General features: G+C 53.4%; 18 protein-coding genes. 17 read left to right on the forward strand and 1 reads right to left on the reverse strand.

The genetic code is table 11. The features are described from left to right. Nucleotides 1-95 precede the first annotated feature (95 nt). From PVA01S_RS09350 to PVA01S_RS09365, 5 genes are all read left to right on the forward strand, one after another. The gene (locus PVA01S_RS09350; RefSeq protein WP_127607076.1) at nucleotides 96-2,294 is read left to right on the forward strand and encodes a RelA/SpoT family protein; all 2,199 of its coding nucleotides are present in this window, start codon (nucleotides 96-98) and stop codon (nucleotides 2,292-2,294) included. A gap of 27 nt (nucleotides 2,295-2,321) precedes the next feature. After that, nucleotides 2,322-2,771 carry a D-aminoacyl-tRNA deacylase gene (gene dtd, locus PVA01S_RS09355; RefSeq protein WP_054797607.1) on the forward strand — a complete coding sequence of 150 codons (450 nt, stop codon included), beginning with the start codon at nucleotides 2,322-2,324 and terminating at the stop codon, nucleotides 2,769-2,771. Nucleotides 2,772-2,855: 84 nt separating this feature from the next. Beyond that, nucleotides 2,856-3,032 carry a hypothetical protein gene (locus tag PVA01S_RS26555; RefSeq protein ID WP_155613771.1) on the forward strand — a complete coding sequence of 59 codons (177 nt, stop codon included), beginning with the start codon at nucleotides 2,856-2,858 and terminating at the stop codon, nucleotides 3,030-3,032. Nucleotides 3,033-3,136: 104 nt separating this feature from the next. Further along, complete coding sequence (locus PVA01S_RS09360) at nucleotides 3,137-4,681, forward strand: coproporphyrinogen III oxidase (protein ID WP_127607078.1); 1,545 nt, start codon at nucleotides 3,137-3,139, stop codon at nucleotides 4,679-4,681. Nucleotides 4,682-4,951: 270 nt separating this feature from the next. Next, nucleotides 4,952-6,907 carry an FAD-dependent oxidoreductase gene (locus tag PVA01S_RS09365; RefSeq protein WP_054797608.1) on the forward strand — a complete coding sequence of 652 codons (1,956 nt, stop codon included), beginning with the start codon at nucleotides 4,952-4,954 and terminating at the stop codon, nucleotides 6,905-6,907. A gap of 86 nt (nucleotides 6,908-6,993) precedes the next feature. On the opposite strand, the gene isdG is transcribed toward PVA01S_RS09365, so the two are convergent. Continuing rightward, complete coding sequence (gene isdG / locus PVA01S_RS09370) at nucleotides 6,994-7,332, reverse strand: heme oxygenase (protein WP_127607080.1); 339 nt, start codon at nucleotides 7,330-7,332, stop codon at nucleotides 6,994-6,996. Between the two features lie 518 nt (nucleotides 7,333-7,850). Between isdG and isdC the strand changes: the two genes are divergently transcribed. From isdC to PVA01S_RS09430, 12 genes are all read left to right on the forward strand, one after another. After that, complete coding sequence (gene isdC / locus PVA01S_RS09375; RefSeq protein WP_127607082.1) at nucleotides 7,851-8,633, forward strand: heme uptake protein IsdC; 783 nt, start codon at nucleotides 7,851-7,853, stop codon at nucleotides 8,631-8,633. 39 nt (nucleotides 8,634-8,672) lie between these two features. After that, nucleotides 8,673-10,208: an NEAT domain-containing protein gene (locus tag PVA01S_RS09380; RefSeq protein ID WP_127607084.1), complete on the forward strand. Its 1,536-nt coding sequence runs from the start codon at nucleotides 8,673-8,675 to the stop codon at nucleotides 10,206-10,208. Between the two features lie 118 nt (nucleotides 10,209-10,326). After that, nucleotides 10,327-11,229 (forward strand): heme ABC transporter substrate-binding protein IsdE, encoded by a 903-nt coding sequence (gene isdE / locus PVA01S_RS09385; RefSeq protein ID WP_412760967.1) that lies wholly within the window; start codon nucleotides 10,327-10,329, stop codon nucleotides 11,227-11,229. 85 nt (nucleotides 11,230-11,314) lie between these two features. Continuing rightward, nucleotides 11,315-12,298, forward strand: a complete 984-nt coding sequence (locus tag PVA01S_RS09390; RefSeq protein WP_127607086.1) for a FecCD family ABC transporter permease — start codon at nucleotides 11,315-11,317, stop codon at nucleotides 12,296-12,298. Further along, nucleotides 12,288-13,058, forward strand: coding sequence for an ABC transporter ATP-binding protein (locus PVA01S_RS09395; RefSeq protein ID WP_127607088.1), 771 nt, complete (start codon nucleotides 12,288-12,290; stop codon nucleotides 13,056-13,058). The genes PVA01S_RS09390 and PVA01S_RS09395 overlap by 11 nt, the downstream gene beginning before the upstream one ends. 566 nt (nucleotides 13,059-13,624) lie before the next feature. Further along, nucleotides 13,625-14,017: a hypothetical protein gene (locus PVA01S_RS09400; protein ID WP_054799933.1), complete on the forward strand. Its 393-nt coding sequence runs from the start codon at nucleotides 13,625-13,627 to the stop codon at nucleotides 14,015-14,017. Between the two features lie 137 nt (nucleotides 14,018-14,154). Then, on the forward strand, nucleotides 14,155-18,402 hold the full coding sequence (locus PVA01S_RS09405; RefSeq protein WP_127607090.1) for an NEAT domain-containing protein: 4,248 nt from the start codon (nucleotides 14,155-14,157) through the stop codon (nucleotides 18,400-18,402). Between the two features lie 161 nt (nucleotides 18,403-18,563). After that, entirely contained in the window at nucleotides 18,564-19,394 is an 831-nt protein-coding gene (gene srtB / locus PVA01S_RS09410; RefSeq protein ID WP_127607092.1) for a class B sortase, read from the forward strand. A gap of 655 nt (nucleotides 19,395-20,049) precedes the next feature. Next, nucleotides 20,050-21,309 carry a histidine--tRNA ligase gene (gene hisS / locus PVA01S_RS09415; RefSeq protein ID WP_127607093.1) on the forward strand — a complete coding sequence of 420 codons (1,260 nt, stop codon included), beginning with the start codon at nucleotides 20,050-20,052 and terminating at the stop codon, nucleotides 21,307-21,309. Nucleotides 21,310-21,415: 106 nt separating this feature from the next. Continuing rightward, on the forward strand, nucleotides 21,416-23,200 hold the full coding sequence (gene aspS, locus PVA01S_RS09420; protein WP_127607095.1) for an aspartate--tRNA ligase: 1,785 nt from the start codon (nucleotides 21,416-21,418) through the stop codon (nucleotides 23,198-23,200). A gap of 29 nt (nucleotides 23,201-23,229) precedes the next feature. Beyond that, entirely contained in the window at nucleotides 23,230-23,982 is a 753-nt protein-coding gene (locus PVA01S_RS09425; protein ID WP_054799938.1) for a tRNA threonylcarbamoyladenosine dehydratase, read from the forward strand. Between the two features lie 122 nt (nucleotides 23,983-24,104). After that, complete coding sequence (locus tag PVA01S_RS09430) at nucleotides 24,105-24,887, forward strand: hypothetical protein (protein WP_127607097.1); 783 nt, start codon at nucleotides 24,105-24,107, stop codon at nucleotides 24,885-24,887. Nucleotides 24,888-24,892: the final 5 nt, after the last annotated feature.

The following is a 24,892-nucleotide window of genomic DNA, read 5'->3' on the forward strand; positions in this document are numbered from 1 at the left end:
CGCGCAAAATGTCGGTTTGTCCCGTAAATTCTTGACGCAGGGCCCGGTTCAAGGGCATAATGGATTAAAATCGAATTAAGGGAATGGATAGACCGATGGGGATAGAGCAGCTTCTTGAGAAGGCATCCAGTTATATCAAAGAACAGGATCTCACTCGAATCCGGGAAGCCTACGAATTTGCCGACCAAGCCCATTACGGTCAAGTGCGCAAGTCGGGCGAACCGTATATTTTGCATCCGCTCGCGGTAGCGGAAATTTTGGTCAACATGCAAATGGATACGATCTCCATTATTGCCGCGCTGCTTCATGACGTGGTGGAGGATACGACCGTCTCGCTCGAAACCGTACGTGAGAAATTCGGGGCAACCTGTGCGATGATCGTCGACGGCTTAACGAAGCTGGAGAAGATCAAATTCAAGAGTAAAGAAGAACACCAGAACGAGAACTATCGTAAAATGTTCGTCGCGATGGCTCAGGATATACGCGTCATTTTGATCAAACTCGCCGACCGTCTGCACAATATGCGCACCTTGAAGCATCAGTCGGAAGAAGCGCAGCGGCGGATCGCGGACGAGACGCTGGAAATTTTTTGCCCGATCGCGCATCGTCTCGGGATTTCTGCGATCAAGTGGGAGATGGAGGATATCGCCCTCCGTTATTTGAATCCGCAGCAGTACTACCGGATCGTCAACCTGATGCAGAAAAAACGCACCGAGCGCGAGCAATACATCAATGATGTCATTCAGAACGTAAGCGAAAAGCTGAACGAAATGGGTATCGACGGCGATATTTCCGGTCGTCCCAAGCATATTTACAGCATCTATAAGAAAATGACCGCGCGCAACAAGCAGTTCAATGAAATTTACGACCTGCTTGCTTTGCGCATCATTGTCGACAATATCAAGGATTGCTACGCCACGCTCGGAATTATTCATACGTTGTGGAAACCGATGCCGGGCCGCTTCAAGGATTACATCGCGATGCCGAAACCGAATATGTACCAGTCTCTCCATACGACCGTCATTGGGCCGAAGGGGGAGCCGCTGGAGGTGCAGATCCGCACGTTCGAGATGCATCGCACGTCCGAGTACGGGGTAGCGGCGCATTGGGCCTATAAGGAGGGCACCAACGTCCCTTCCGGGGGCTATGAAGACAAGATGCAGTTCATCCGCGAAATTATTGAGCTGCAAAATGAAGCGCAGGACGCCTCCGAGTTCGTCGAGTCGTTGAAGATGGACTTTTTCTCGGATCTCGTGTTCGTCTTCACGCCTAAGGGTGAAGTCATCGAGCTGCCGGCCGGGTCTGTGCCGCTCGATTTTGCATACCGGATTCATACGGAGGTCGGCAACCGGACGATCGGCGCGAAAGTGAACGGACGCATCGTGCCGCTCGACTATAAAATTAAGACCGGCGACATCGTGGAGATTCTCACCTCGAAGCATTCGTACGGTCCGAGCCAGGATTGGGTGAAAATTGCGCAGTCGTCGCACGCCCGGACGAAAATCCGGCAATGGTTCAAGAAGGAACGCCGCGAAGAAAACGTAATCAAGGGCCACGAAATGATCGAGCGCGAAGTGAAGCGACTCGGCTTCGAGCCGTCTGTGGTTATGAAAGACGACGAGATGCTCGAGGTGGCGAAGAAGTTCAACTTCCACGAGGTCGAAGATATGTTGTCCGCGGTCGGCTTCGGCGGCATTACGGCGGCGCAGATTGTGACCCGCTTGACGGAGAAAGTGCGCAGGGAAGCGGAAGAAGCCCAGCAGCAGGCGCTTCAGCTCACGTCTGAAGTGAAAGAGATGAGGGCGCCGGGCATGGACAAGGAGCGCAAAGGGCGCCCGACCAACGGCGTTAGAGTCAAGGGCGTGGACAACGTGCTTGTCCGTTTTGCGCGGTGCTGCAACCCGGTGCCGGGGGACTATATCATCGGCTACATTACACGCGGACGGGGCGTCTCGGTGCACCGGTCCGACTGTACGAACATTCCTTCGGCGGAATGCAGCGACGAAGGCAACCGTGTTATCGACGTGGAGTGGGCGGACGATGTCGAGGCGAACTACAACGTCGAGATCGAAATTACGGGTCACGACCGCCGGGGATTGTTGAACGAAGTGCTGCAGGCGGTGTCTGAAAGCAAGACGGTGCTTTCCGCCGTGTCGGGCCGTTCGGATAAGAATAAGATGGCGATGATTCATATGACGATTCTCATTCGCAATATCGATCACCTGCATGCGGTTGTCGAGAAAATCAAACGCGTCAAGGACGTGTATTCGGTGCAGCGGATTATGCAGGCTTAACTTGGACAGGAAACGGGGCAGACCATAGTGAAAGTCGTATTGCAGCGCAGCAAAGCGGCGCAGGTAACGGTAGACGGTGTTACGGTCGGACGGATCGACGCCGGGCTCGTGCTGCTCGTCGGCATCGCAGAAGGCGACACGGAGCAGGATGCCCGGTATGTCGCCGAGAAGGTGGCGGGGCTGCGCATCTTTGAAGACGAGTCCGGAAAAATGAACTTGTCGGTGCTGGACACCGGAGGTCAAATCTTATCGGTATCGCAATTTACGCTGTATGGCGATGTCCGTAAAGGAAAACGTCCGAATTTCATGGCGGCGGCCCGGCCGGAGACGGCGGAACCGCTGTACGAACGATTTAACGAGCTGCTGCGGGATCAAGGGCTGAAGGTGGAAACCGGCAAGTTCGGCGCCATGATGGACGTATCGCTCGTCAACGACGGGCCGGTTACGCTCATTGTGGAGAGCAAGCCCGGGGCATAAAGGGATAAGGCAGTCGCTTTTGGGGAACCCTGACAGGTGTGGACGCAATCTCACATCCAGACGGACCCGAAGGAGACACACGGTATGTACCGATCGCCGAAAGAACAAATCGCGACAATGCCGGAGCTGTTCACGGCTCTCGGTCATATGGGAGAGGCAGTGGCGCTTCTATCGTCAGAGGGGACGGCGGGCGAAATGAGCTCCACATTCTCTTCCGCGCACGAGCAATTGAAACGAACGCCGCGCAAGACGTTTCGTTAACGACGAATAGGCCGTTCTCGCAGGCAGGCTGCGAAAACGGCCTATTTCTTTTCCAGTCCGGGGCAAATGTGCTACACTATGGCTAGTTTTAAATGAAGGGCGAGATGAAGTTGAAAATAGAGCTGGAACGCGTCGGATTCGGCGAGCAGGCGAGCGAGCCGTTTCATATAGGCAAGTTGTTTTTTGAAGAGGTGGAGACGGTGTACGAACCGTCGGAAGACGCCGATCTGCATCTGCGTATCGAAGTGCGGGTGGACGAAGCCGGGGGGCATGTGACGGCGCAGGCGAAGCTGACCGATCGGGCTGACGGCACTGTCTGCGAATGGACGCACACGCGCGCCGCAGCGCATCGGGATGAAGGGTACAAACGAACCGCGAAGCGGGCGGCCAACTACGCTTTGCTGCAGGTGCTTGGCGAGTACACCGGCATGGAGCAGCCTTGGGGCACGCTGACCGGCGTCCGTCCCACGAAGCTGATGCACAACCTGATGATGAAGAACAACAGTATCGAGGCGTGCAAGCAGGTGCTGCGCGACGAATACCTCGTGACGGAACCGAAGGTCGAGCTGCTGGCCGAAATTGCGCAGCGGCAATTGAACGTCATCCCGGATTTGTTCCGGCTCGATCGCGAGGTGAGCGTGTACATCGGAATTCCGTTCTGTCCGACCAAGTGCGCGTACTGCACGTTTCCCGCCTACGATATCCGGGGGAACACAGGGTCGGTGGATGCTTTCCTGGAAGGGCTCCACGTCGAAATCCGCGAGATGGGCCGCTGGATGCGCGCGGCGGGCGTGAGCATCACGACGATTTATTGGGGCGGCGGCACGCCGACGAGCATTACGGCGGAGCAGATGGAATCGTTATTCGTGACGATGCGCGAAGCGTTCCCGGGTATGGATCGCGTGCGGGAGCTGACGGTGGAAGCCGGACGGCCGGATACGATCACCGAGGATAAGATCGAAGTGATGAAACGGTTTGGCGTCGACCGGATCAGCATCAACCCGCAAAGCTTCACGCAGGCGACGCTCGATACGATCGGTCGCCACCATACGGTGACGGAGACGATCGAGAAGTTCAATCTGGCCCGCCGGCTTGGCATGAACAACATCAACATGGACCTGATCATCGGATTGCCGAACGAAGGGATGGCGGAGCTTGAACGGACGCTTGAACAAACCGGGAAGCTGATGCCGGAATCGTTGACCGTCCATACGCTGTCGTTCAAACGGGCGTCCCGCATGACGAAGAACAAAGACGCGTATGAGGTGGCGGAGCGCGACGAAATCACCGAGATGATCAAGCTCACATCGGATTGGACGGAACGCCGCGGTTATGTGCCTTACTACATGTACAGGCAGAAAAACATTCTCGGCAATCAGGAGAACGTCGGCTACGCGCTGAAAGGGTACGAGAGCTTGTACAACATCCTCATGATGGAAGAACGCCAGACGATTATCGGCCTCGGCTGCGGCGCTGTCAGCAAGGTGCTGTTTCCGAAGGTGGAGCATGAGGACGGGTACGAACAGCGGATCGAGCGCTTCCCGAATCCCAAGGAGCCGGCGGCGTACAACCAGGCATACCGCGAGTATATCGAGAAAAAAATTCGCCTGCTTGACGAAGCCTACGGGCTCGGCGTCGCACCATCGTAACAGTTGCGGCAGGGAAGGCGAAACTGGGAAGGCGAAGCCTGGGGGATTCGAAAGCGCATGAGCAAGTGCGCGCAACAGCAGTTGACGGCTTGAAGGCGTGAAGGCAAGTTGCGCTTAAAGGGAGGGGAGCTGAGGGCTGCCCTATCCCTTTGCGGCCGCGCGTTGTCGCTTTTGCGCGAATGTTGAAACCTTTTGCGGTGGCCTTACGTATGTAAAAGGGGCGGAAGCCGGGCTGAAACGGACTTTTTATTCTAGTACGAGAGGTGTATTATGGCGGGCAATTCCAATTATGCTTCGGGCGGAAGTCTGAAGGGCTACATAGGCGTACTCGTGGCGCTCGTATTGATCGCGGCGGCAGCAAGCGGACTTTACGTATGGCAGAAGAAAGCGGCGGTCCAGAACGTTAAAGCCGGTCAAGTACAAAAGCTTCAGGAAGTTCAAACTGTGAAAACGCCGAAGGAGCAGTACGACGTCATCGTAGCCGGCACCGATCCGGAGGGCGTCGCAGCCGCTGTCTCGGCTTCGCGCAACGGATTGAAGACGCTGCTAGTGGACGGGCGCGATCGCGGCGTGCTGGGCGGCTTAATGACGCTGGGCTGGCTCAACAGTCTGGACATGAACTATGAACCGGAGAAAAGCATTCTGCACAAGCGCGAGGTGCTGAACCAAGGTATTTTCAGCGCTTGGTACAGTAAAATCGAAGGCGATTCGTTCGACGTCGTGACGGCGGCGAATGCGTTCAACGAGCTGGTGGCGGCGGAGAAAAATATCGACGTGCTGCTCAAGGTACAGGCGATGGAGCCGGTCGTGCAAGCGGGAGGCGCAGCTCAGACGGTGACGGGCTTGAAGCTGACGCTGGCGGACGGCACGACGCAAACCGTTAAGGCGGGCGCGGTGATCGATGCCACGCAGGATGCCGACATCGCCGCGCAGGCTGGCGTTCCGTATACGACGGGCCGCGAGGACCTTGGCGACAAGAAGGCGCGCATGGCGGTAACCCTCGTGTTCCGGCTGAAGAACATTACGCCGGATGTGTGGAAGAAAGTGCAGGAGCGTCTGGAGAATGACGGTGATGCGGGAACAGGCGCCAATGCGATGAGCGCATGGGGCTACAAGGAGATGAAGGATTATCCGCCGCTTAATAAAGAGCGGGTCGCGATGCGGGGGCTGAACATCGGTCGTCAGAACGACAATACGATGCTGATCAATGCGCTGCAAGTTTTCGGCATCGACGGCACGGACGCCAAGTCCAGAGCGGAAGCGTTCGAGCTTGCGAAGAACGAGCTGCCGAACATCGTCGCTTACATGAAAGAGAAGTATCCGGAATTCGCCGGCATCGAGCTCGATGCCACGGCACCGGAGCTGTATGTTCGCGAAACGCGGCACATTCAAGGGGAATACCGGTTGAGCATTCTGGACGTGCTGGAAAATCGCGACCAGTGGGATCGCATCGCTTTTGGCGAGTACCCGGTCGACATTCAGCGTATGTCTCCTGCGGATACCGGTGCGGTCGTTACCGATCCGAAGCAGTACGCGGTGCCGTTCCGCAGCATCGTGCCGCTGAAGGTCGACGGGCTGCTCGTGGTCGGCCGCGCTGCCAGCTATGACTCGCTGCCGCACGGTACGGCGCGCGTCATTCCGGTCGGCATGGCCGCCGGCGAAGCCGCCGGAGCGGCCGTAAAGATCGCTGCCGAACAGAAGCTTTCGTTCCGGCAGATGGCCGCCTCTAAGGAAGCCATCGCCGTGCTGCACCAAACGTTGAGCGCGCAGGGCATGGTACTGAATCCGTACGAGCTCAAGCCGGAGCCGTTCATGCAGCATAAAGCGTATGAGGGCTTGAAGGCGGCCGTCACGCTTGGCTTGGCGACGGGCGGCTACGATAACAACTTTGCGCTCGATGCGAAGAGCAACCAGCAGCGCATGGTCAATATGCTCGAGGGCATGCGCAAATTCAAGCCTTCGGTAATGACGGGCAATCCGGCGGCCGCGCTCGCCAAGGGCTCCGATCCGAAGAAGCTGCCGGTGACGATGGATCAAGCCGCTTATATGCTGGCGCTGCTGTTGAAAGTTGAAGCCGCGGAGAACAATGCAGTCAGCGCGCTGCAGAGCAAAGGCTACTTGACTCCGGCTACCGTGGAAGCGATCGCGGACAAGCAGGAGCTGACGAACGGCGACACGTATATGATGATTAAGGATGTCTACCAGGTATTAAGGAATGACAAATAAATAACGACAATCAACCGCGATACAAAAAGGTCGAATCGAGAGATTCGGCCTTTTTGCAGTACACCCGGTTACGGGTGCATTATGCATTAACCAACGGATAAAGAAGCGTCTCCTGCAACGATGGGATGGCGGACAATTTTCACCTCGTAGAACGTAATTTTGTTGGAGATGATGTAATCGGGCTTCTCACGATGAGAATGGGATTCCCGGAAAGCATCGCTGCGCGTCCACGCATTGAAGTCTTCCTTCGAGTTCCAGCGCGTAACGACGGTTACTTCATCGTATTCCTTCGTGTTTTCAGTCAAAAGAACTTCCAGACCGAGAAATCCTTGCATATACTCGACTTTGCCTACTTTGTCAAAGCGCTCAATCAGCTTGTGAGCTTCTCCCTTCGTAATGTGAGAGGTGTTTGTAACAATAATCATGGTTAACTCCTCCTTGTGGTTTATACAGGTTTAAGCGGGATCATGACAGGATAATCGTCTTCGAACTTCACTTTAGCGGTATAACTCGCATTGGTGACCAAATTGTGACAATCCTTGATAAAAAAATAATAGATGAGAATGAATATCATTGTCAACATATTTTATGGTATGATTATCCAAAAACATGCAAGAAAACAGTTTCTTATTGAGCGATTAATAAAGATTAGATCAAGAAAACATCTGATTTTGAGGATTTATACGGCGTTAAGCCATGCTGAAAAGTGTTGACATTTTCTAGCAGCTTAAGCTATCATCAAGCCGTTGGGAAAATTTTGGACTCGTGTGGACACATTTTTTTAGGTTCGAGGTGTTGTGATGCTGAAGCAGCGGTCTCGGTAGGGGAGATGTAGAAATGATTCGAATCATGTTGAGTCGTCATTTTTTTTGAGCTATCATTGAGAATGATAATCATTATCTTGTTATTAATTAATCCTAGGAAAATGGAGGAAGAACGATAAATGAAAAGAAGGTTAGCTTTGCCGTCCTTTGTCATCGCGCTGCTATGGGCACTGCAATTGGTTATCTCGCCGGCTGCGCAAGCCGCTTCAGATTTGGCAGATGGTGCATACAGAATCGACTACGTGATCACGAAGGCGGAGAATGATTCTGTATCCATGGCCAACGACTATTTCGAAAAGCCGGCTTTGTTGAATGTTAAAAGCGGAGAAATCACGGCACAGATTCAATTGAACCACAGTAAATGGATCACGGTATTTAAAACGCCGGCTGGCAGCGATTTCGCTGATGCGAAGGTGATCAGAAGCGATAAGGAAGAAGATACCCGGGTGGTTCAGTTCAAGATCGATGATCTGAGCAAGCCTTTGATTTCGAAAATTCACGTGACGGTACCGGATATTGATTATGATCACGATTATACGATCAGGTTCATCTTTGACCCAAAAACGATCAAGAGCACGGGAGCCGCACCGGCCAAGAGCGAACCGCCTGCAGCAGCCAAACCTTCCGAGGCCACGAAGAACAGCGCACCGGCTTCTAATTCACCGGGAAGCAAAACTGCCGAGAACAGCAAGTCTGGCGCGGACAAGGCCGCAGCGGGCCAATCGGCTCCGGTGTCTGCCGCCAAATCTTCAGGATCTGCAAATGCGGGTCAAGGATCGGCCGTTGTGAATCCTCAAACCGGGGACGAGGCCCCGATCGGTATGCTGGCAGGTATGCTGGTTGTATCCGGCTTGTTTGTGGCGTATCAGATTCATGGAAGAAAGCGTCGTCAACAGCCCTGATCAAATAAAAATAGGGCAGCCGGAGGGAGAGAGCCTATTTTGAGCAATCGTATACAAAAAGCAGTTTTCGTATGGACGATGTTGTTTGCACTGCTGGCAGCCGTTCAGACACCTGCGGTCTATGCGGATGGAAACTTAACGGGCGGGGAGAGTCCCGGTGGAGGCGTTCCTGTCGTTAACTCGAATCCACACGGAATTGCAGACGGTACGTACAGCATGGCTTACAAATTTCTTAAGTTTAACACGACCGATACTTCGGTGATGCAGGATTATGTCATTACACCGGGAAGGCTGACGGTCCAGAATGGAACGATGTTCGTCGAGATCACGTTAAAGCAAAGCAAGGAAACCACCGATTTTAAAATTGACACCGGCGAAGGCTTGTACTCTCCGGAAGTGACCCAAACGGATGAGCAGAAGAATACGCGAACCGTGAAGTTCGAGGTCAAAGACCTGACCGAGAAATTAAAAGGGTGGGTCAAGGTTTACTGGCAGGTAAGTCCAACTTTCCTGTACGATCACGAATATGATATCCACCTGACGTTCGACAAATCTACGATCAAGGCGATCGCGAGCGGGGCAAATCCGGCACAAGATCATGCGGAAAAGCCGTTGTCGGAACAATACACGGCAGGGGAATATGCCATCGAGTATGCGCTGAATCTGCGGGGTTCGAAGGAAGCATCGGTAACGAACGACGTTGTGAAGCACCCGGCCAAGTTCGTGGTGAAGGAAGGAAAGAGCTATCTGGCGGTCACGGTGTCCAACAAGGAAGTGACGGGACTAAAGATCGAGAAGGACGGCGTCTTGACCGATGCGGAAGTCGTCTCGACGAACGGGCAGCGGAATGAAAGAACGCTGCGGTTCGAAGTGAAGGACACCAAGACGAAAATATTCGCCCAATTCATTCTTGCGGTGCCAGGCCAAGACAAGGAAGAGAGCAACGTAGAATTTGTACTGGATGGAAGCAGCGTGAAGCCGTATGTAGAGCAGCCGGCCGACGATGGGTTAACCGAGACGGGTAAACAACCGGACACAGGCAGCATTGCCGATCTTGAAGATCACTGGGCCAAGGCATCCATCGAACGAGCCGCAGGTTTAGACATTGTGAACGGCTATGAAGACGGGACATTCCGTCCGAATGCTGACATTAACCGTGCAGAGTTTACGACGCTGCTGAGCAGGACGTTGAAGCTGGGGCCAAGCACGAAGGCGTTGAGCTTCACCGATCTGGCGGACATTCCGGAGTGGGTGAAACCGCATCTGGCCCCTGTGGTGGAAAACGGAATTATCGGAGGATATGAGGACGGTTCGTTCCGTGCCGAGCGCAAGATCAGCCGTGCGGAATTGGCGGTCATCATCGTACGCGCGTTGAAGCTGGACGTAGAGGCGAACGCGCAGGCAACCTTCGCGGATGCGGACCGCATACCGCAGTGGGCGCAAGCGGAAGTGGCGGCAGCGCACAAGCTGGGTATCATAAGCGGGCGGGATAACAACCTGTTTGCCCCTGATGAAAGCGCGACGCGTGCTGAAGCGGTCACCCTGATCCTCGCATTGAACCATGATGTAAAATAATAAGCTTGGACTAACATGGCTGCAGACCTTGGAGGATACCGGCACCCGGTGTCTTCGGGTATTTCTAAGCCGTTATGTGTAGAGGGCAAATTGGATTGAAAGGAGCGATAAGCATAAAATGCGCATGAAATCATGGATGGGCGCTTCACTCGTATCATTGGCCGTCCTCGTAACCGGCTGCTCCGGCAACGTGGCAACAGGCGCATTGTCAACTGGGGAACCACCGGCAGCGGAGCCCGCGCCAGCGGAGAACTACAGAGTCGTATCGACGACAGTAGCAGCGACTCAATTCACAGATGCCCTGGAACTCGATCTGGTGGGCATTCCGACCAGCTCCAAGGTGTTGCCTAAACGCTATGATGGGGTAACGAAGGTTGGTAATCCGATGACACCGAATATGGAAATTGTCAAGTCGCTTGATCCGACTGAAGTGCTGTCCGTTACGACCTTGGAATACGATTTGGCCCCGGTATTTAAGAATGCGGGCATCACGGCAAAATTTCTCGATTTCACCAGTCTGGACACGATGAGCCAAGCCATTCTTGATATGGGAACCAGATATGGTCGGGAAAATCAGGCAAGGGCTATTGTGGATGGATATAAGGCCAAGGTGGAGCAGATCAAGAAGCAGGTCGAGGGCAAGCCTCAGCCAACGGTGCTGATCCTGCTCGGCGTGCCCGGAAGCTATTTGGTCGCTACCGAAAATTCCTATATCGGAGATTTGGTAAGGCTTGCGGGGGGCAAGAACATCGTGCAGGGGGAAAGCGTTGAATATCTGGCTTCCAATACGGAATATTTACAGAAGTCCAATCCCGACGTCATTTTGCGCGCAGCCCACGGCATGCCTGAGGAAGTCGTAAAGATGTTTGAGAAGGAATTCAAGAAGAATGACATATGGAAGCATTTCTCCGCTGTGCAAAATAATCGGGTGTATGACCTGCCGGAGGAGCTTTTTCCGACCACGGGCAATTTTGCTGTGAGCGAAGCGCTGGAAGCGACGGTGAAAATGCTGTATCCCTAAAAGCCGTAAAAACCCGCATGAACGCACATGAATTCATGTGCAGAACCGTATGACGATAACCTACACCTAACAAAGGATGCTTGGGATGAACAAAAAGGTATGGAGCATATGGGGGGTCATTGTCCTCCTGATCGCGGTCACTGTCTACTCCGCCAGCACGGGCAGTATTAAAGTCGGGGGACTTGAGCTGATCCAAGGATTATTTACAGGAACGAACAAACAGGTAGAGGTCATCCGGGATTTGAGACTTCCACGTATTATCGTTGCGCTGTTCGTAGGGGCGGCTCTTGCCGTTTCCGGGGTGCTGCTGCAAGCTGTGATGCGCAGCTCGCTGGCGGACGCAGGGGTCATCGGGATCTCGTCAGGAGCCGGCTTTGTCTCGGTTCTGACCGTGTCGATCTTCCCGAACCTGTTTTTCTGGATGCCTTTGTTCGCGTGCCTGGGGGGAGCTTTGGCTTGTTTCTTGGTCTATTCGTTTTCATGGAAATCGGGTCTGATTCCGATCCGGATTATTCTGGTCGGGATTGCCATTAATGCAACCTTCAGCGGATTGGGACAATCCTTTAATTATCGTGGCAGCTACGCGGTCACGAGCATCAATCAGGCGGTCACCTCCATCCTCACGATGAAGAACTGGGGTGATGTGCATATTATGCTGGTTTATGGAACCATCGGGCTTCTGCTCGCCTGGCTGGTCAGTCCGTGGTGCAATTTGCTTGCCCTGCAGGACAAATCGGCTAAGAATGTCGGGCTTCACGTATCCCGGGCACGGCTGTGGATTTCGGCGATTGCCGTGCTGCTGGCAGCAGTGGCCACAGCCATTGGCGGGCTTATTGCCTTCGTCGGACTGCTTGTCCCTCATATTGCACGTCTGCTGGTCGGATCGGATCATAAGGTGTTGATTCCGTTCTCCGCCCTGGCGGGGGCTTTATTGATTCTGACTGCGGACACGCTGGGCAGAACCGTGCTCGCTCCGGCGGAAATTCCGGCCTCCATCATTATGACCGTTATCGGGGGGCCCTTCTTAATATTTTTGCTCAGGAAGAGTGATCGCGTCTATGGACATTAAGCAGCTGAGCTTCTCGTACGATAAAAAGAAAGACCAGCTCATGGGGATCAACTGTCAGTTTCAGCATGGCAAAATTACAACGATCATCGGTCCGAACGGCTGCGGGAAATCGACCTTGCTCGGGGTCATGTCACAGAATTACATGCCGCACAGCGGAGAGGTTATTCTGGACGGCAAGGCTATCGCCAGCTACAAGCCCCGGGAGCTCGCTCAGAAGCTTGCTGTCGTTCACCAACAGAATGAGGCTCCGCTGGATTTAACGGTTGAGAAGCTGACGAGCTTCGGAAGAATGGCATACAAAGGGCTGTTCTCCGGACATGGGGAAGAGGATGAGAAGGCCGTCGACTGGGCCTTAAGCTGCACCAATTTGCTGGAGAAGCGGGGAGTGACGCTGGACCAGCTTTCCGGCGGGGAGAAGCAGCGGGTGTGGATTGCGATGGCGCTCGCCCAGCAGACGCAAATTTTGTTTCTGGACGAACCGACTACATTTCTGGACATCTACTATCAGATTGAGGTGCTGGAGCTTGTCAAGAGCTTGAACGTGTCCCATGGATTGACCATTATTATGGTGCTGCATGATATCAATCAGGCGATTCGTTACAGTGACGAAATTGTCGTGATGAAGCATGGTCGCGTGGAGCTTCAGGGAGCGCCTCAGGAGATCATTACGGCGCAGACGATTCAATCTGTCTATGGGGTGCAGTCTATCATCCGGCAGGATGAGGAGGCCGGGATGATTGTTTTGCCTGTGGGGATCTGATTGTAATGTTCGTGTATAACAAACGATGAATAGTTCCATTAGGCATAAAGACATGTCTCTATGTCTAGTTCATCTATGCCCTCAAAGAACGGCCCCCTGTTCATCCATTTGAGCGTTCAGGGGGAGAGAGTCTGCATCTGCTAAGGCTTGCATTCTGTTTTTGCGTCCCTCGGAAGCAAAATAAATTAGGGGTTTTTCGTGTAAATTTAAAGAAAAAATAGCAGGAAAAATAGATATTGACAAAATTTAGAACGCAAATATAAGATAGGGGTGTCGAAAGATGGTGCACACGTCATCGATGTTCTGAAGAGAAGGGGTACTTGTTTATAGGCCTAAATCATGTACCTCAGCCGCAGAAGTTTTTTTTTACATCCAGACTGATAATGATTATCATTATCTACAAAATCTGCTTTTTCTGTGGCATTCAAACACGCAGGAAAGGAGGGCGGGAAGTCCGGTTCATTGTTTTGCAGCTTCGAGGGTCGCCCGTGTTTAATTAGTTTCTGCTTGTTCAACGCGTTCATGTCCTAAGCACAAAACCAAAAAAACCAAGGAGTGTGTTAATAATGAGAATGTCCATGAAAAAGACTTTTTCGATGATGCTGATGCTTTTCGTATTCGCGCTTGCTCTGGCCGTACCGGCTTTCGCGGCCGCTTCTAACTATGAATTTTTGGATGCTGCCGGCAATCCTTCTCCACATGCAAGCTCCTTCACTAATGATGCGGTTGTTTCGGGAAGCACAGTTACGGTCCATTATGACACGGATTATATTTACGGGTTGAAAGTCTATAATTCTGCAACAGATGCATACGACACCATTACAGGCACAGTGTCGGGCGACTTCATTTATTTTACGTTTGACGTTGCTGACTTTGAAGAAAATCTGCCGGTTCAGCTTGGAGTGAATGCGGGTCCTCATAGCGGATATATGAATTTGCAAATTAAATGGAATCTTTAATTTACAGATAAGTAGTGAAGAATGGCTCAGCACCAGGGGCCATTCTTCACTTGCAATAAAGACATTTACTGTTTTTACAAGGTTGAATAACCATTTTTGTATCGATAAATGGAATCTGTTTGAGGAGAGACGATCAATTGACTAAGCAAATTCAGAAAACAATGGCAATTTGGCTTGCCTTCGTATTATTGCTGTCTGCCCTGCAAATCGGGTCGGTATCGGCGGCGGAAACATCCTCTATCGTGCCTGATGGGGAATATGCGATCGGATACCGGTATGTTAAGGATACAAACCATTCGGAAGTATCGGCTGCCAACGCCTATATGCTGCCGAATACAGGAAAGCTGATTATACAGAATGGTCATGCGAAATTCGAGAATCAGATTACGAAGGAAAACTACGCTACATTCGCCTATTTCGGCTCGCGTATGGCAGGCAGAGACAAGGCGGTCATTCATGAAGAGGTAGGAAAAGCACCGGTCGTTACTGGAATTGAAGGCTATAAGCCGGTTGTGACCCGATTGACGGAAGACGGCAGGAATGTCATCGTGCAAATGGAAATCGAGGATATCAGTAAGATCCAGGATCTTTTACTTCATGTTGATGATAAAGATAATATTTTCAAATTACCTGTACCTTATAACTATTGGTATCATGTCGGATTGGAACTGGATATAAGCCAAATCGTCATTCCCGATCCCGGTAATGGCGAGGGCGGGAGCGGGGACCCTGGTAATGGCGGGGATAACGGTAATGAACCGGTTACGCTGGCCATGTTTAACGAACTGGCTACAGTGGCGCGTTCTGTTTATGCCAGTACCTATGAAGGAACCGGGGACGGATACTACCCGGTCGGCTCGAAAGCGGAGTTCTATCTCAGCATCACCCAATCGGAAACCATTGCAGCTAATGCGGGCGGAGAACCGACGATCATCAAGGCGGCCTATAATAAACTTAAGGCGGCTCTAGACAAATACAATGCCCTGAAGATTGTTGTGGACAAGGCGCCTTTAATCCAGTTAATTGAAGAAATAAGAGCTTTTACGCAAACGGCCAAGGATGGCGGGGCAGCTGAGGGAGGGCCGGGCAATCAGGTTGTCTATGCCTTCTCGGAGAACGAGTATCCCTACCCCACGGTTCAAGGTTTTGTTAATAGGACCCAAGCTGCATCGAATGTTGTAGCTGATGTCTACGCTTCTCCCGAAGACGTATCCAAACAATATAATAATTTGTATAATGGCGATTCCCTCACACCTGGATTTAAAGATATACAAAAGCGGAAGTTTGTGGCGTCTGCCGTTAACATCCTGATTCTGGATTCGGATACGGATACTGCTACGGAATCGGTTTATGCGAATGAATTCAAGCATACAGCCACTATCCTGCAGCAAGCGGAAGATCCGTATTATCAGGCGTATGCGAATATTACTTTTGTAAATCCTGCCGGTGAGCTTGATGTGAAAAGACTTTCTCCTAATGCCGCAGGCTCCTATGGAACGTCGTATTCGCTCGCCGCGTCTGCCGTGAAGAATCAGTCGGATGCGCAGAACAAGGTTTATCAACCCGCTATTCGGTATGCTTCTGCAGATGACTCCAAGTGGCGGGGGTTAACAGGTTTGAGGTACACGGTGAACGGTGTGACCAAAACCGTTTACATCAGCTTCAATGCGGATCAGCTTGCAGCCTTAAACAATTCCGTTGCCTACGCCAGACAGCTTCATGAAGGTGCGGTGGAAGGCACGGAGCCGGGACAATATCAAGCCGGAGCCAAAGCGACGCTGTTAGAGGCTATTGAGCTTGCGGCGGTTACCGGAAGCAAGCTTGCCGCTTCAAGGCCGCAAATCGCCGACGCTTCTGCGAAATTGCAGGCGGCAGTCGATGCGTTCCAAGCATCGGTGATCCCTGCCAACCCTGATCCTGGAACAGGAAATCCGAACGAGTATCCGATCGGCTTTACGATTTATAAAAAAGGCACCGATCAAAACTCCGTGATGTATGATTATGTGGATCGGAACAGCGGCAAGCTGACGTTGGAGAACGGCAAGTACTATGTGTCCTTCACGTTGAAGCAAAGCAAGGAAGTCGTATCGTTCAAAACGAAGCAAAACGGCGTACTACAGGAAACAGAGACTGTAAGCACCGATGAGGCAGCCAATACGCGTACAGTCCGCTTTGAAGTTGAAGACTTAACGGCTCGCAAGGATGGATGGGTCAAAATTTATTGGCAGATCACCGACTCCTACCTGTATGACCATGAATATGACGTAGAACTGGGCTTCAGCAACTTGCCTGTGCTTCCTGTGAGCAAGACGACGCTGAACAGCAAAATCGCAGAAGCTGAAGCTAAGTATCAAGCAGCCGCAGAGGGCAGTTCGCCCGGCCAATATGCGGCAGGGGCCAAGGCTGCCCTGCAAAAGGCAATTGATACGGCTAAAGACGTTTCCTCTAGTACGACAGCGACACAACAAGCTGTGAATGAAGCTGTGAATGCTCTGAAAAAAGCTTTGGTCATCTTTAACGCTTCCGAGATTCTGGCGGATGCAAGCTACACCTTCAGCTTGCCTGCCATGATTACCGATGCAACGGGAGCGCCAATCAGCAATTATGTTTCCAGCGGTGCGAAGTTTGAGGTGAGCAGCGGCAAGCAGGTAGCCACTTTCGAATTGAAAGCCGGTGTGAAGCTTAAAAAGATTCAAATGAAAAAAGCAGACGGCAGTCTGGAAGACGTGGAAAAGGTTGCAGCTGCTGCCAAGCAAGCGGGAGTTGTGACCGTGTTAAGCGCGGACGGCGCTGCATCGGCAATCAGCTTTGAAGTGAAGGATCGTACGGCTGTGTACGTGCTAAGCCTCGTGGATGCCGATCAGACGGAGCGTGCCTTTGAAATTGCGTTCGCTGAAGTAGCGCTTGTTCCACCTCCGACAACCAATCCGGAGGGGCCTGGTGGAGGCGGACCTGGCAGTGGAGGACCCGGCGGTGGAGGCACGACACCTAATATTCATGGAATTCCGGATGGCACGTACAGCATCGCTTACAGGTTCCTGAAGTATAACACGAACGAAACTTCGGTGATGCAGGACTATGTCATTACACCGGGAAGGCTGACGGTCCAGAATGGAACGATGTTCGTCGAGATTACGTTACAGCAAAGCAAGGAAGTCACGGATTTTAAAATTGACAATGGCGGAGGTATGTCCACTCCGGAAGTGAGCCAAACGGACGAAGAGAAAAATACGCGGACCGTAAAGTTCCAGGTCAATGACCTGACGGAAAAATTAAAAGGCTGGGTCAAGATTTACTGGCAGGTGAGCCCGGACTTCTTGTACGATCATGAGTATGATGTTCACCTGACCTTCGACAAATCTACGATCAAGGCGATCGCGAGCGGGGCAAATCCAGCGCAAGATGATGCGAATAAGCCGTTCTTGGAAAAATACACAGAGGGAGAATATGCCATCGAGTATGCGCTGAATCTACGGGGCTCCAAGCAAACATCGGTAACGAATGACTATGTGAAGCACCCGGCCAAGCTGGTGCTGAAGGAAGGGAAGAGCTATCTGGTCGTCACGGTGTCAAACAAGGAAGTTACGGGATTGAAGATCGAGAAGGACGGCGTCTTGACCGATGCGGAAGTCGTCTCGACGAACGAGCAGCGGAATGAAAGAACGCTGCAGTTCGAAGTGAAGGACACCAAGACGAAAATATTCGCCCAATTCATTCTTGCGGTGCCAGGCAAATACAATGGAGAGTACAACGTAGAATTTGTACTGGACGGAAACAGCGTGAAGCCGTATAAGGAGCAGCCTTCGGATAACGGACAAATCAAGCCGGGCAAACAGCAGGGCGTAAGCGGCAGCTTCGCAGATCTTGAAGACCATTGGGCGAAGGCGGCCATTGAACGAGCCGTAGGGCTCGGCATCGTGAACGGCTACGAAGACGGTACGTTCCGTCCGGATGCCGAAATTAACCGTGCGGAATTTACGACGCTGCTGAGCAGGACGTTAAAGCTGGTCCCAAGCACGGAAGAACTGAGCTTCACCGATCTGGAGAACATTCCGGAGTGGGTGAAACCGCATCTGGCTCCTGTGGTGCAAGCCGGAATTATCGGGGGGTATGAAGACGGTTCGTTCCGTGCCGAGCGCAAGATCAGCCGTGCGGAGCTGGCGGTCATCATCGTACGTGCGTTGAAGCTGGACGTAGAGGCGAACGCGCAGTCGACTTTCGAGGACGCAGGCAGCATTCCGCAGTGGGCGCAAGCCGAAGTGGCGGCAGCGAATGAGCTGGGTATAATTAGCGGACGGGACAACAACCTGTTTGCTCCTAATGAAAGCGCGACGCGCGCAGAAGCGGTCACCCTAATCCTGGCTCTGAACAATTATGTAAAGTAATAAGCTGGTACTAGCATAGCTGCAAAAACCTGAGGATGCCGGAACCCCGGCGTCCTCAGGTATTTTTAATCCGATTTGAACAAGGCCGGCAGAGGATACTTACGGAGAATTTAACCGAAGAATAGAGACGTTTAACTTTGGAGCGGGGGAGGCGTCGGCACATGCATCGGGTCTGGACCCTGCTGGCGGTTGCTGTGTTTATGTATGCCTCGATTCGATTGACGGCCGTTGGTTGGGGATACTACGAGAACCGTAAGGTGCTCGCTGAGGCGAGCCGAATGTTCGCAGCAGAGCAAGTTAAGGAATCGTTCTCTTCTGCGGGAGCCAGTGCCGTAGCGGAGAGCGTCTACGGTGGGGGGAGCGAGCGTCCGATTCGCAGCTCGTTCAAGCCGCTGCTGGAGCTGAATCCAGACGTAGTGGGGTGGATCAGGCTGGAGGGCAGCCGGATCGATTATCCCGTGGTTCAAGGTTCTGATAACGAGCATTACTTATATCGCAACTATAAAGGAGAGGCATCCAAGGCGGGCAGCATTTTCCTCGATTTTCGCAATAACATTGGAGCGGACGACCGCAATACGATTATTTACGGCCACCGGATGAAGGATGGTACCATGTTTGGCGAATTGAAGCAGTATGTGAATCGGGACTACTATGATACGCATCGGAAAATCCGTTTCGACACCTTGTATGAATCTTATACGGCTGAGGTTTTTGCGGCTTATTATACGACAACGGATTTTAATTATATAGAAACGGAATTTAACGATGAGGGGGCTTATGCGGCCTTTCTGGAGAATATTCAGAAAAAATCACTGTATCCGAGGGATGTGGAGCCTGGCACCGAGGACCGGATTATAACTTTGTCCACCTGTGATTATTTGCTGGACCCGGTGGCAGGCAGATTTGTCGTACATGCCCGGTTGGTGAAGGATGAAGCGGGCAAAGCCCTTCATGCTGATCATGAAACAGCCGAAATTTCGCAGACTCGATAAAGTAATATACGTGTCAGGTTTATGGAATGTATATGTTATGTTTTCCCGGTAATCGTTAAACGTCTTCATCAGCATGCTTCATCCCGGCCGGGTCTGATCACGGGCAGAACGCAATCAGAGCGGAGTGTCGCCCCAGGACGCCTGGGCGGGCGGTGGACACGGTTTTCGCCACCCGCCTTCAATTTCGGGCTTGCCGTTTATGCGCAGCAGTGTATGCTTGACTTTGCCAAAATTCGCAGTTAAAATGTGAACATTGAAAGTCATTGATGCGATCCATGGATGGGAACAAGTAATTCGAACCTTGCATAGGACAGAGAGGGAAGCCCAGGCTGCAAGCTTCCTTATGCGAATCGGATGAACAGACCTCCCGGAGGACAGTCGGGGAACCCCGGCGCTACCCGCGCTTTTCGTGCTGACAGCCGAAAGACAAGGGAAGCCGGACAGTAGCCGTGCTGCGTGTAGCGGGCGTTATCCGCCTCAAGTGTGAATGTCCTTCTTCCGTCCGGCTTGCCGCGGCGGCCGATGCATTCAAATCGCGGGTGGTACCGCGGGAGAACCGGAACCGATTCTCTCGTCCCTGTTTTATCGACAGGGGCGGGAGATTTTTTATTTTTCACACCTGTGTTCGTGTCAAGGAGAAAGGAGCCAGACCCAGATGAGTATACAGAAACCTAAGGGCACGCAAGATCTGCTGCCCGGCGAGATCGAGAAGTGGCAGTATCTCGAGAATAAAGCCCGCGAGCTGTGCCGCCGGTTCAATTACCGCGAAATTCGCACGCCTGTTTTCGAGCACACCGAGCTGTTCCAACGCGGCGTCGGCGAAACGACGGACATCGTGGAGAAAGAGATGTATACGTTTCAGGACAAGGGCGACCGCAGTATCTCGCTTCGTCCGGAAGGGACGGCCGGCGTCGTTCGCGCATACGTAGAGAACAAGCTGTACGGCGAACCGGACGTCAGCAAGCTGTACTACATCGGGCCGATGTTCCGCTATGAGCAGCCGCAGGCCGGACGCTACCGTCAATTCCACCAGTTCGGCATCGAGGCGTTCGGTTCCGTCGATCCCGGCATTGATGCGGAAGTCATCGCGCTTGGGTATTCGTTCTACCGGGAGATCGGCTTGAAGGACGTCACCGTGGAGATCAATTCGGTCGGCAATCCGGCCGTGCGCGCCGCTTATCGCGAGCACATTCAACGCTTTTTTGCGCCGGTGAAAGACCAGCTCTGCAAAGACTGCCAATCGCGGTATGACCGCAATCCGATGCGGATTCTCGATTGCAAGATCGACCAGAAGTTCTGCGAGGGCGCGCCGACGATCGTCGAGCATCTGGATGAAGAATGCCGGACGCATTTCCAAGCGGTGCAGGATCACCTGGCGGCGATGGATATCCCTTACCGGCTCAATCCTCGCCTTGTGCGCGGATTGGACTATTACACCCACACGGCGTTCGAGTATAAGGCGGCGGGCATCGGGGCCATCGATACGATTGGCGGCGGAGGCCGTTATAACGGCCTTGTCGGCCAAATCGGCGGCAACGACCAGCCGGGCGTAGGCCTTGGCCTCGGCCTCGAGCGCATTCTGCTCGTGCTGCAGGCGCAGGGTGTCGAGATTCCGGCTGCGAAGCCGCTCGACGTGTACTTGATCGGCCTCGGCGAAGCGGCCGAGAAGGAAACTGTGAAGCTGCTCCAGCAGCTTCGGATGCAGGGGCTGTCCGCAGAGCGGGATTATCAATCGCGTAAAATTAAAGCGCAGATGAAGTCGGCTGACCGCCACCGCGCCACTTATGTCGCCATTCTCGGCGAAGATGAGCTCGCGAAAGGCGAGATCACCGTTAAAGCGATGGCGACGGGCGAGCAGGAGACGCTGCCGCTCGCTGGCTTTGCAGCAGCGCTGGCCGCCCGGCTGCGGGCGTAATAAGCTGCCGGCGCGCACCCGGATATTCGCGCACCGCAGTTCCGCAATTTGCGGGCAGTACTAAGTTCAATCCTTGTTGACCACACTTTGGAGGTAGGTACGAATCATGACACAAATGTTAAAAACGCATGACTGTGGAACGTTAAGTAAAGCCAACGTCGGTGAAACCGTCACTTTGAACGGCTGGGTACAGCGCCGCCGCGACCTCGGGGGCGTCTTGTTCATTGACCTGCGCGACCGGAGCGGACTTGTGCAAATCGTGTTCAACCCGGAATTTTCCGGCGACGCGCACGGCATCGCAGATCGTGCGCGCAACGAGTACGTGCTGGCCGTTCGCGGTAAAGTCGTCGAGCGTGATGCGGAAACGGTGAACGCGAACTTGCCGACCGGCGAAATCGAAGTGCAAATTACCGAACTCGAAATTATGAACCCGGCCAAAAACCCGCCGTTCTTCATCGAAGACGGCATCGATATCGACGAGTCGCTGCGGTTGAAGTATCGTTACCTCGACCTGCGCCGTCCGGAAATGCAGCGCACGCTGCAGCTTCGTTCCAAAGCGGCGAAGGTGTTCCGCGATTACCTCGACGAGAACGGTTTTATCGAAGTGGAAACGCCGATCCTGACCAAGAGCACGCCGGAAGGCGCGCGCGATTACCTGGTGCCGAGCCGCGTCCATCCGGGCGAATTTTTCGCGCTGCCGCAATCGCCGCAAATTTTCAAGCAGCTCTTGATGGTCGGCGGCCTCGAGCGTTACTACCAGATCGCCCGCTGCTTCCGCGACGAAGACCTTCGCGCCGACCGCCAGCCGGAGTTTACCCAGGTCGACATCGAGACGTCGTTCCTGTCGCAGGATCAGCTGCTTGATCTGATGGAGAAGCTCGTCGTACGCTTGTTCCGCGAAACCGCCAACACGGAAATCCCGACCCCGTTCCAGCGGATCAGCTACGCCGACGCGATTGGCAAATACGGCTCGGATAAACCTGACCTGCGCTTCGGTCTTGAACTGAAAGACGTGTCCGACATCGTCGCCCAATCCGGCGTTCAAGTATTCGCCAGCGTCATCGCCAAAGGCGGCCAGGTGAAGGCTCTCAACGCCAAAGGATGCGGCGTCTGGAGCCGCAAAGAAATCGACGATCTCGGCGTGTTCGCCGCCCGTTACGGAGCCAAAGGGCTGGCCTGGATTACGTACAAAGACGGCGAGCTGAAAGGCCCGATCGTGAAGTTCTTCAACGAGCAGGAGCTCGAATTGCTGAAAGAGCGTCTGGAAGCCGAAGAAGGCGACCTGCTGCTGTTCTCCGCCGACACGAAGAAAGTCGTTGCGGACGTACTCGGCAACCTGCGTCTGAAGATCGGCAAACAGCTCGGCCTGATCGACGAGAGCCAGTTTAAGTTTGCTTGGGTCGTCGACTTCCCGCTGCTCAGCTACGACGAAGACGAGAAACGTTACGTGGCCGAGCACCATCCGTTCACGCGTCCGAAGGAAGAGGACGTTCACTTCTTCGATACCGATCCGGGCCAAATCCGCGCGCAAGCGTACGATCTCGTGCTTAACGGGTACGAAGTCGGCGGCGGCTCGATGCGGATCTACAAGCGCGAAGTGCAAGAAAAAATGTTCGCCGCTCTCGGCTTCTCGCCGGAAGAAGCGAATGAGAAATTCGGCTTCCTGCTGGAAGCGTTCGAGTACGGCACACCGCCGCACGGCGGGATCGCGTTCGGGTTCGACCGGTTGGTCATGCTGATAACCGGCCGCACCAACCTGCGTGAGACGATCGCCTTCCCGAAAACGGCCAGCGCGACCGATTTGCTTACCGATGCACCTGGTACGGTGGACGATAAGCAGTTGGAGCAGCTGTCCATTCGCATTGCCGTCAAGCCGCCGGTTACGAAATAAGAGGATTTGCTGAAAGGAGCGTACCCTCGATGCTGCATCAATTTTCACGAACGGAACTGGCGATCGGCCCGGAAGGGCTGGACGTCATGAGAAACAGTACGGTTGCGGTGCTCGGCATCGGCGGCGTCGGCTCGATTGCCGCCGAAGCGCTGGCCCGCACCGGGGTCGGCCGCATCGTTATGATCGATAAGGACGTGGTGGATATCACGAACGTGAACCGTCAAATCCACGCTCTCCTATCGACCGTTGGTGAGCCGAAGGCGGAGCTGATGCGCGACCGCATTCTGCAAATCAATCCGGAGTGCGACGCCATTGCACTGCGCATGTTTTATACCGAGGAAACGTACGAGAAGCTGTTTGAATATCCGCTTGATTACGTCCTGGACGCTTCGGATACGATCAGCTACAAGATTCACCTGATCAAGGAGTGCCGGCGCCGCAAAATCCCGCTCATTTCGAGCATGGGGGCGGCGAATAAGATGGACCCGACGCGTTTTCAGGTGGCGGACATCTCGAAAACGACGGTTGATCCGCTTGCTCGCGTCATTCGTCACAAGCTGCGCAAGGAAGGCATCCACAAGGGGGTTAAAGTCGTCTTCTCCACGGAAGAGCCGATAAAGCCCCGGGAGGATGTCACCCAGCGGATCGTACCGGACAACGCGCCGGAAATCCGCAAGGCGCAGCAGCCTCCGGCGAGCAACGCGTTCGTGCCGCCAGTGGCCGGCCTGATTATGGTTAGCGTTGCGGTGCGCGATCTGCTGGCTAAAGCCGGCCTCAATTAACTTCTGCCAACCGGCATCTCTGCTTCATGCGGATGCCGGTTTTTTTGTATTTGTAAAATTTCCAGAATTGGGGCAAGCTACCTGGTGTCTGATTTAATCGCAACCTTATCGGGGTGAGTCGTATGAACGGCAAGGCGAAAAACCGCAACAACCGTCGCAGTTTGGCTCATATGAGCACGCTGAATGTCAACATATTGCATTTCCGCAAGCCATGGGTGACTGCCTGGTGGTCGGCCGCTTTTCCGGGCTTCGGGCATTTGCTGCTCGGCAACCATTTCAAGGGGGCTATCCTCATCGTGTGGGAAGTGCTGATCAACATGCAATCGCACATTAATGGAGCGATGGTGTTATCGATTCACGGCAAATACAAGCAAGCGGCGCTCATTATAAATCCTCGCTGGGTGCTCTTATACATTGCGGTCTACATTTATGCCATATGGGACAGCTACCGAACGACGATCGAACAAAACAAAGTGTTCACGCTTGCGGAACGGGAGAATGCGCCGATCATCCGTTTTCAGATGAACTCGCTGGCGGTTCAATATTTGGACCTTCGTTCGCCATGGTTGGCGATGGTCTGGTCGCTGCTCATGCCCGGGCTTGGGCAGATGTATCTGCACCGGATTCCGACCGGTTTTTTGCTGCTTATCGGCTGGATTGTAATGGCTATCAACTCCAATTTTATGGAATGCCTTCTGCTTACGATAGAGAGCTGGGGCCGCATTCATTCGCCCATGGACCCGCAATGGTCGTTGTTTATGCCGTCGATTTATGGCTTTGCGGCCTTTGACGCCTATGTGTATGCCGTGGAAAACAACAAGCTGTTTGAAAAAGCGCAGCGGCAGTGGCTGGAAGAAGAGTACCAAACGTTGGGATTTTCGATCAAATCAGGCGCAGGAGGGTAGTAATC

The organism is Paenibacillus validus NBRC 15382 (assembly GCF_004000985.1).
Lineage (GTDB): Bacteria > Bacillota > Bacilli > Paenibacillales > NBRC-103111 > Paenibacillus_G > Paenibacillus_G validus.

Coding starts and splice junctions, on each gene's coding strand:
- PVA01S_RS09350 (WP_127607076.1), top strand. CDS start 96: ATGGGGATAGAGCAGCTTCTTGAGAAGGCATCCAGTTATATCAAAGAA.
- PVA01S_RS26555 (WP_155613771.1), top strand. CDS start 2,856: ATGTACCGATCGCCGAAAGAACAAATCGCGACAATGCCGGAGCTGTTC.
- PVA01S_RS09360 (WP_127607078.1), top strand. CDS start 3,137: ATGAAGTTGAAAATAGAGCTGGAACGCGTCGGATTCGGCGAGCAGGCG.
- PVA01S_RS09365 (WP_054797608.1), top strand. CDS start 4,952: ATGGCGGGCAATTCCAATTATGCTTCGGGCGGAAGTCTGAAGGGCTAC.
- isdG (WP_127607080.1), bottom strand. CDS start 7,332: ATGATTATTGTTACAAACACCTCTCACATTACGAAGGGAGAAGCTCAC.
- isdC (WP_127607082.1), top strand. CDS start 7,851: ATGAAAAGAAGGTTAGCTTTGCCGTCCTTTGTCATCGCGCTGCTATGG.
- isdE (WP_412760967.1), top strand. CDS start 10,327: ATGCGCATGAAATCATGGATGGGCGCTTCACTCGTATCATTGGCCGTC.
- PVA01S_RS09390 (WP_127607086.1), top strand. CDS start 11,315: ATGAACAAAAAGGTATGGAGCATATGGGGGGTCATTGTCCTCCTGATC.
- PVA01S_RS09395 (WP_127607088.1), top strand. CDS start 12,288: ATGGACATTAAGCAGCTGAGCTTCTCGTACGATAAAAAGAAAGACCAG.
- PVA01S_RS09400 (WP_054799933.1), top strand. CDS start 13,625: ATGAGAATGTCCATGAAAAAGACTTTTTCGATGATGCTGATGCTTTTC.
- srtB (WP_127607092.1), top strand. CDS start 18,564: ATGCATCGGGTCTGGACCCTGCTGGCGGTTGCTGTGTTTATGTATGCC.
- hisS (WP_127607093.1), top strand. CDS start 20,050: ATGAGTATACAGAAACCTAAGGGCACGCAAGATCTGCTGCCCGGCGAG.
- aspS (WP_127607095.1), top strand. CDS start 21,416: ATGACACAAATGTTAAAAACGCATGACTGTGGAACGTTAAGTAAAGCC.
- PVA01S_RS09425 (WP_054799938.1), top strand. CDS start 23,230: ATGCTGCATCAATTTTCACGAACGGAACTGGCGATCGGCCCGGAAGGG.
- PVA01S_RS09430 (WP_127607097.1), top strand. CDS start 24,105: ATGAACGGCAAGGCGAAAAACCGCAACAACCGTCGCAGTTTGGCTCAT.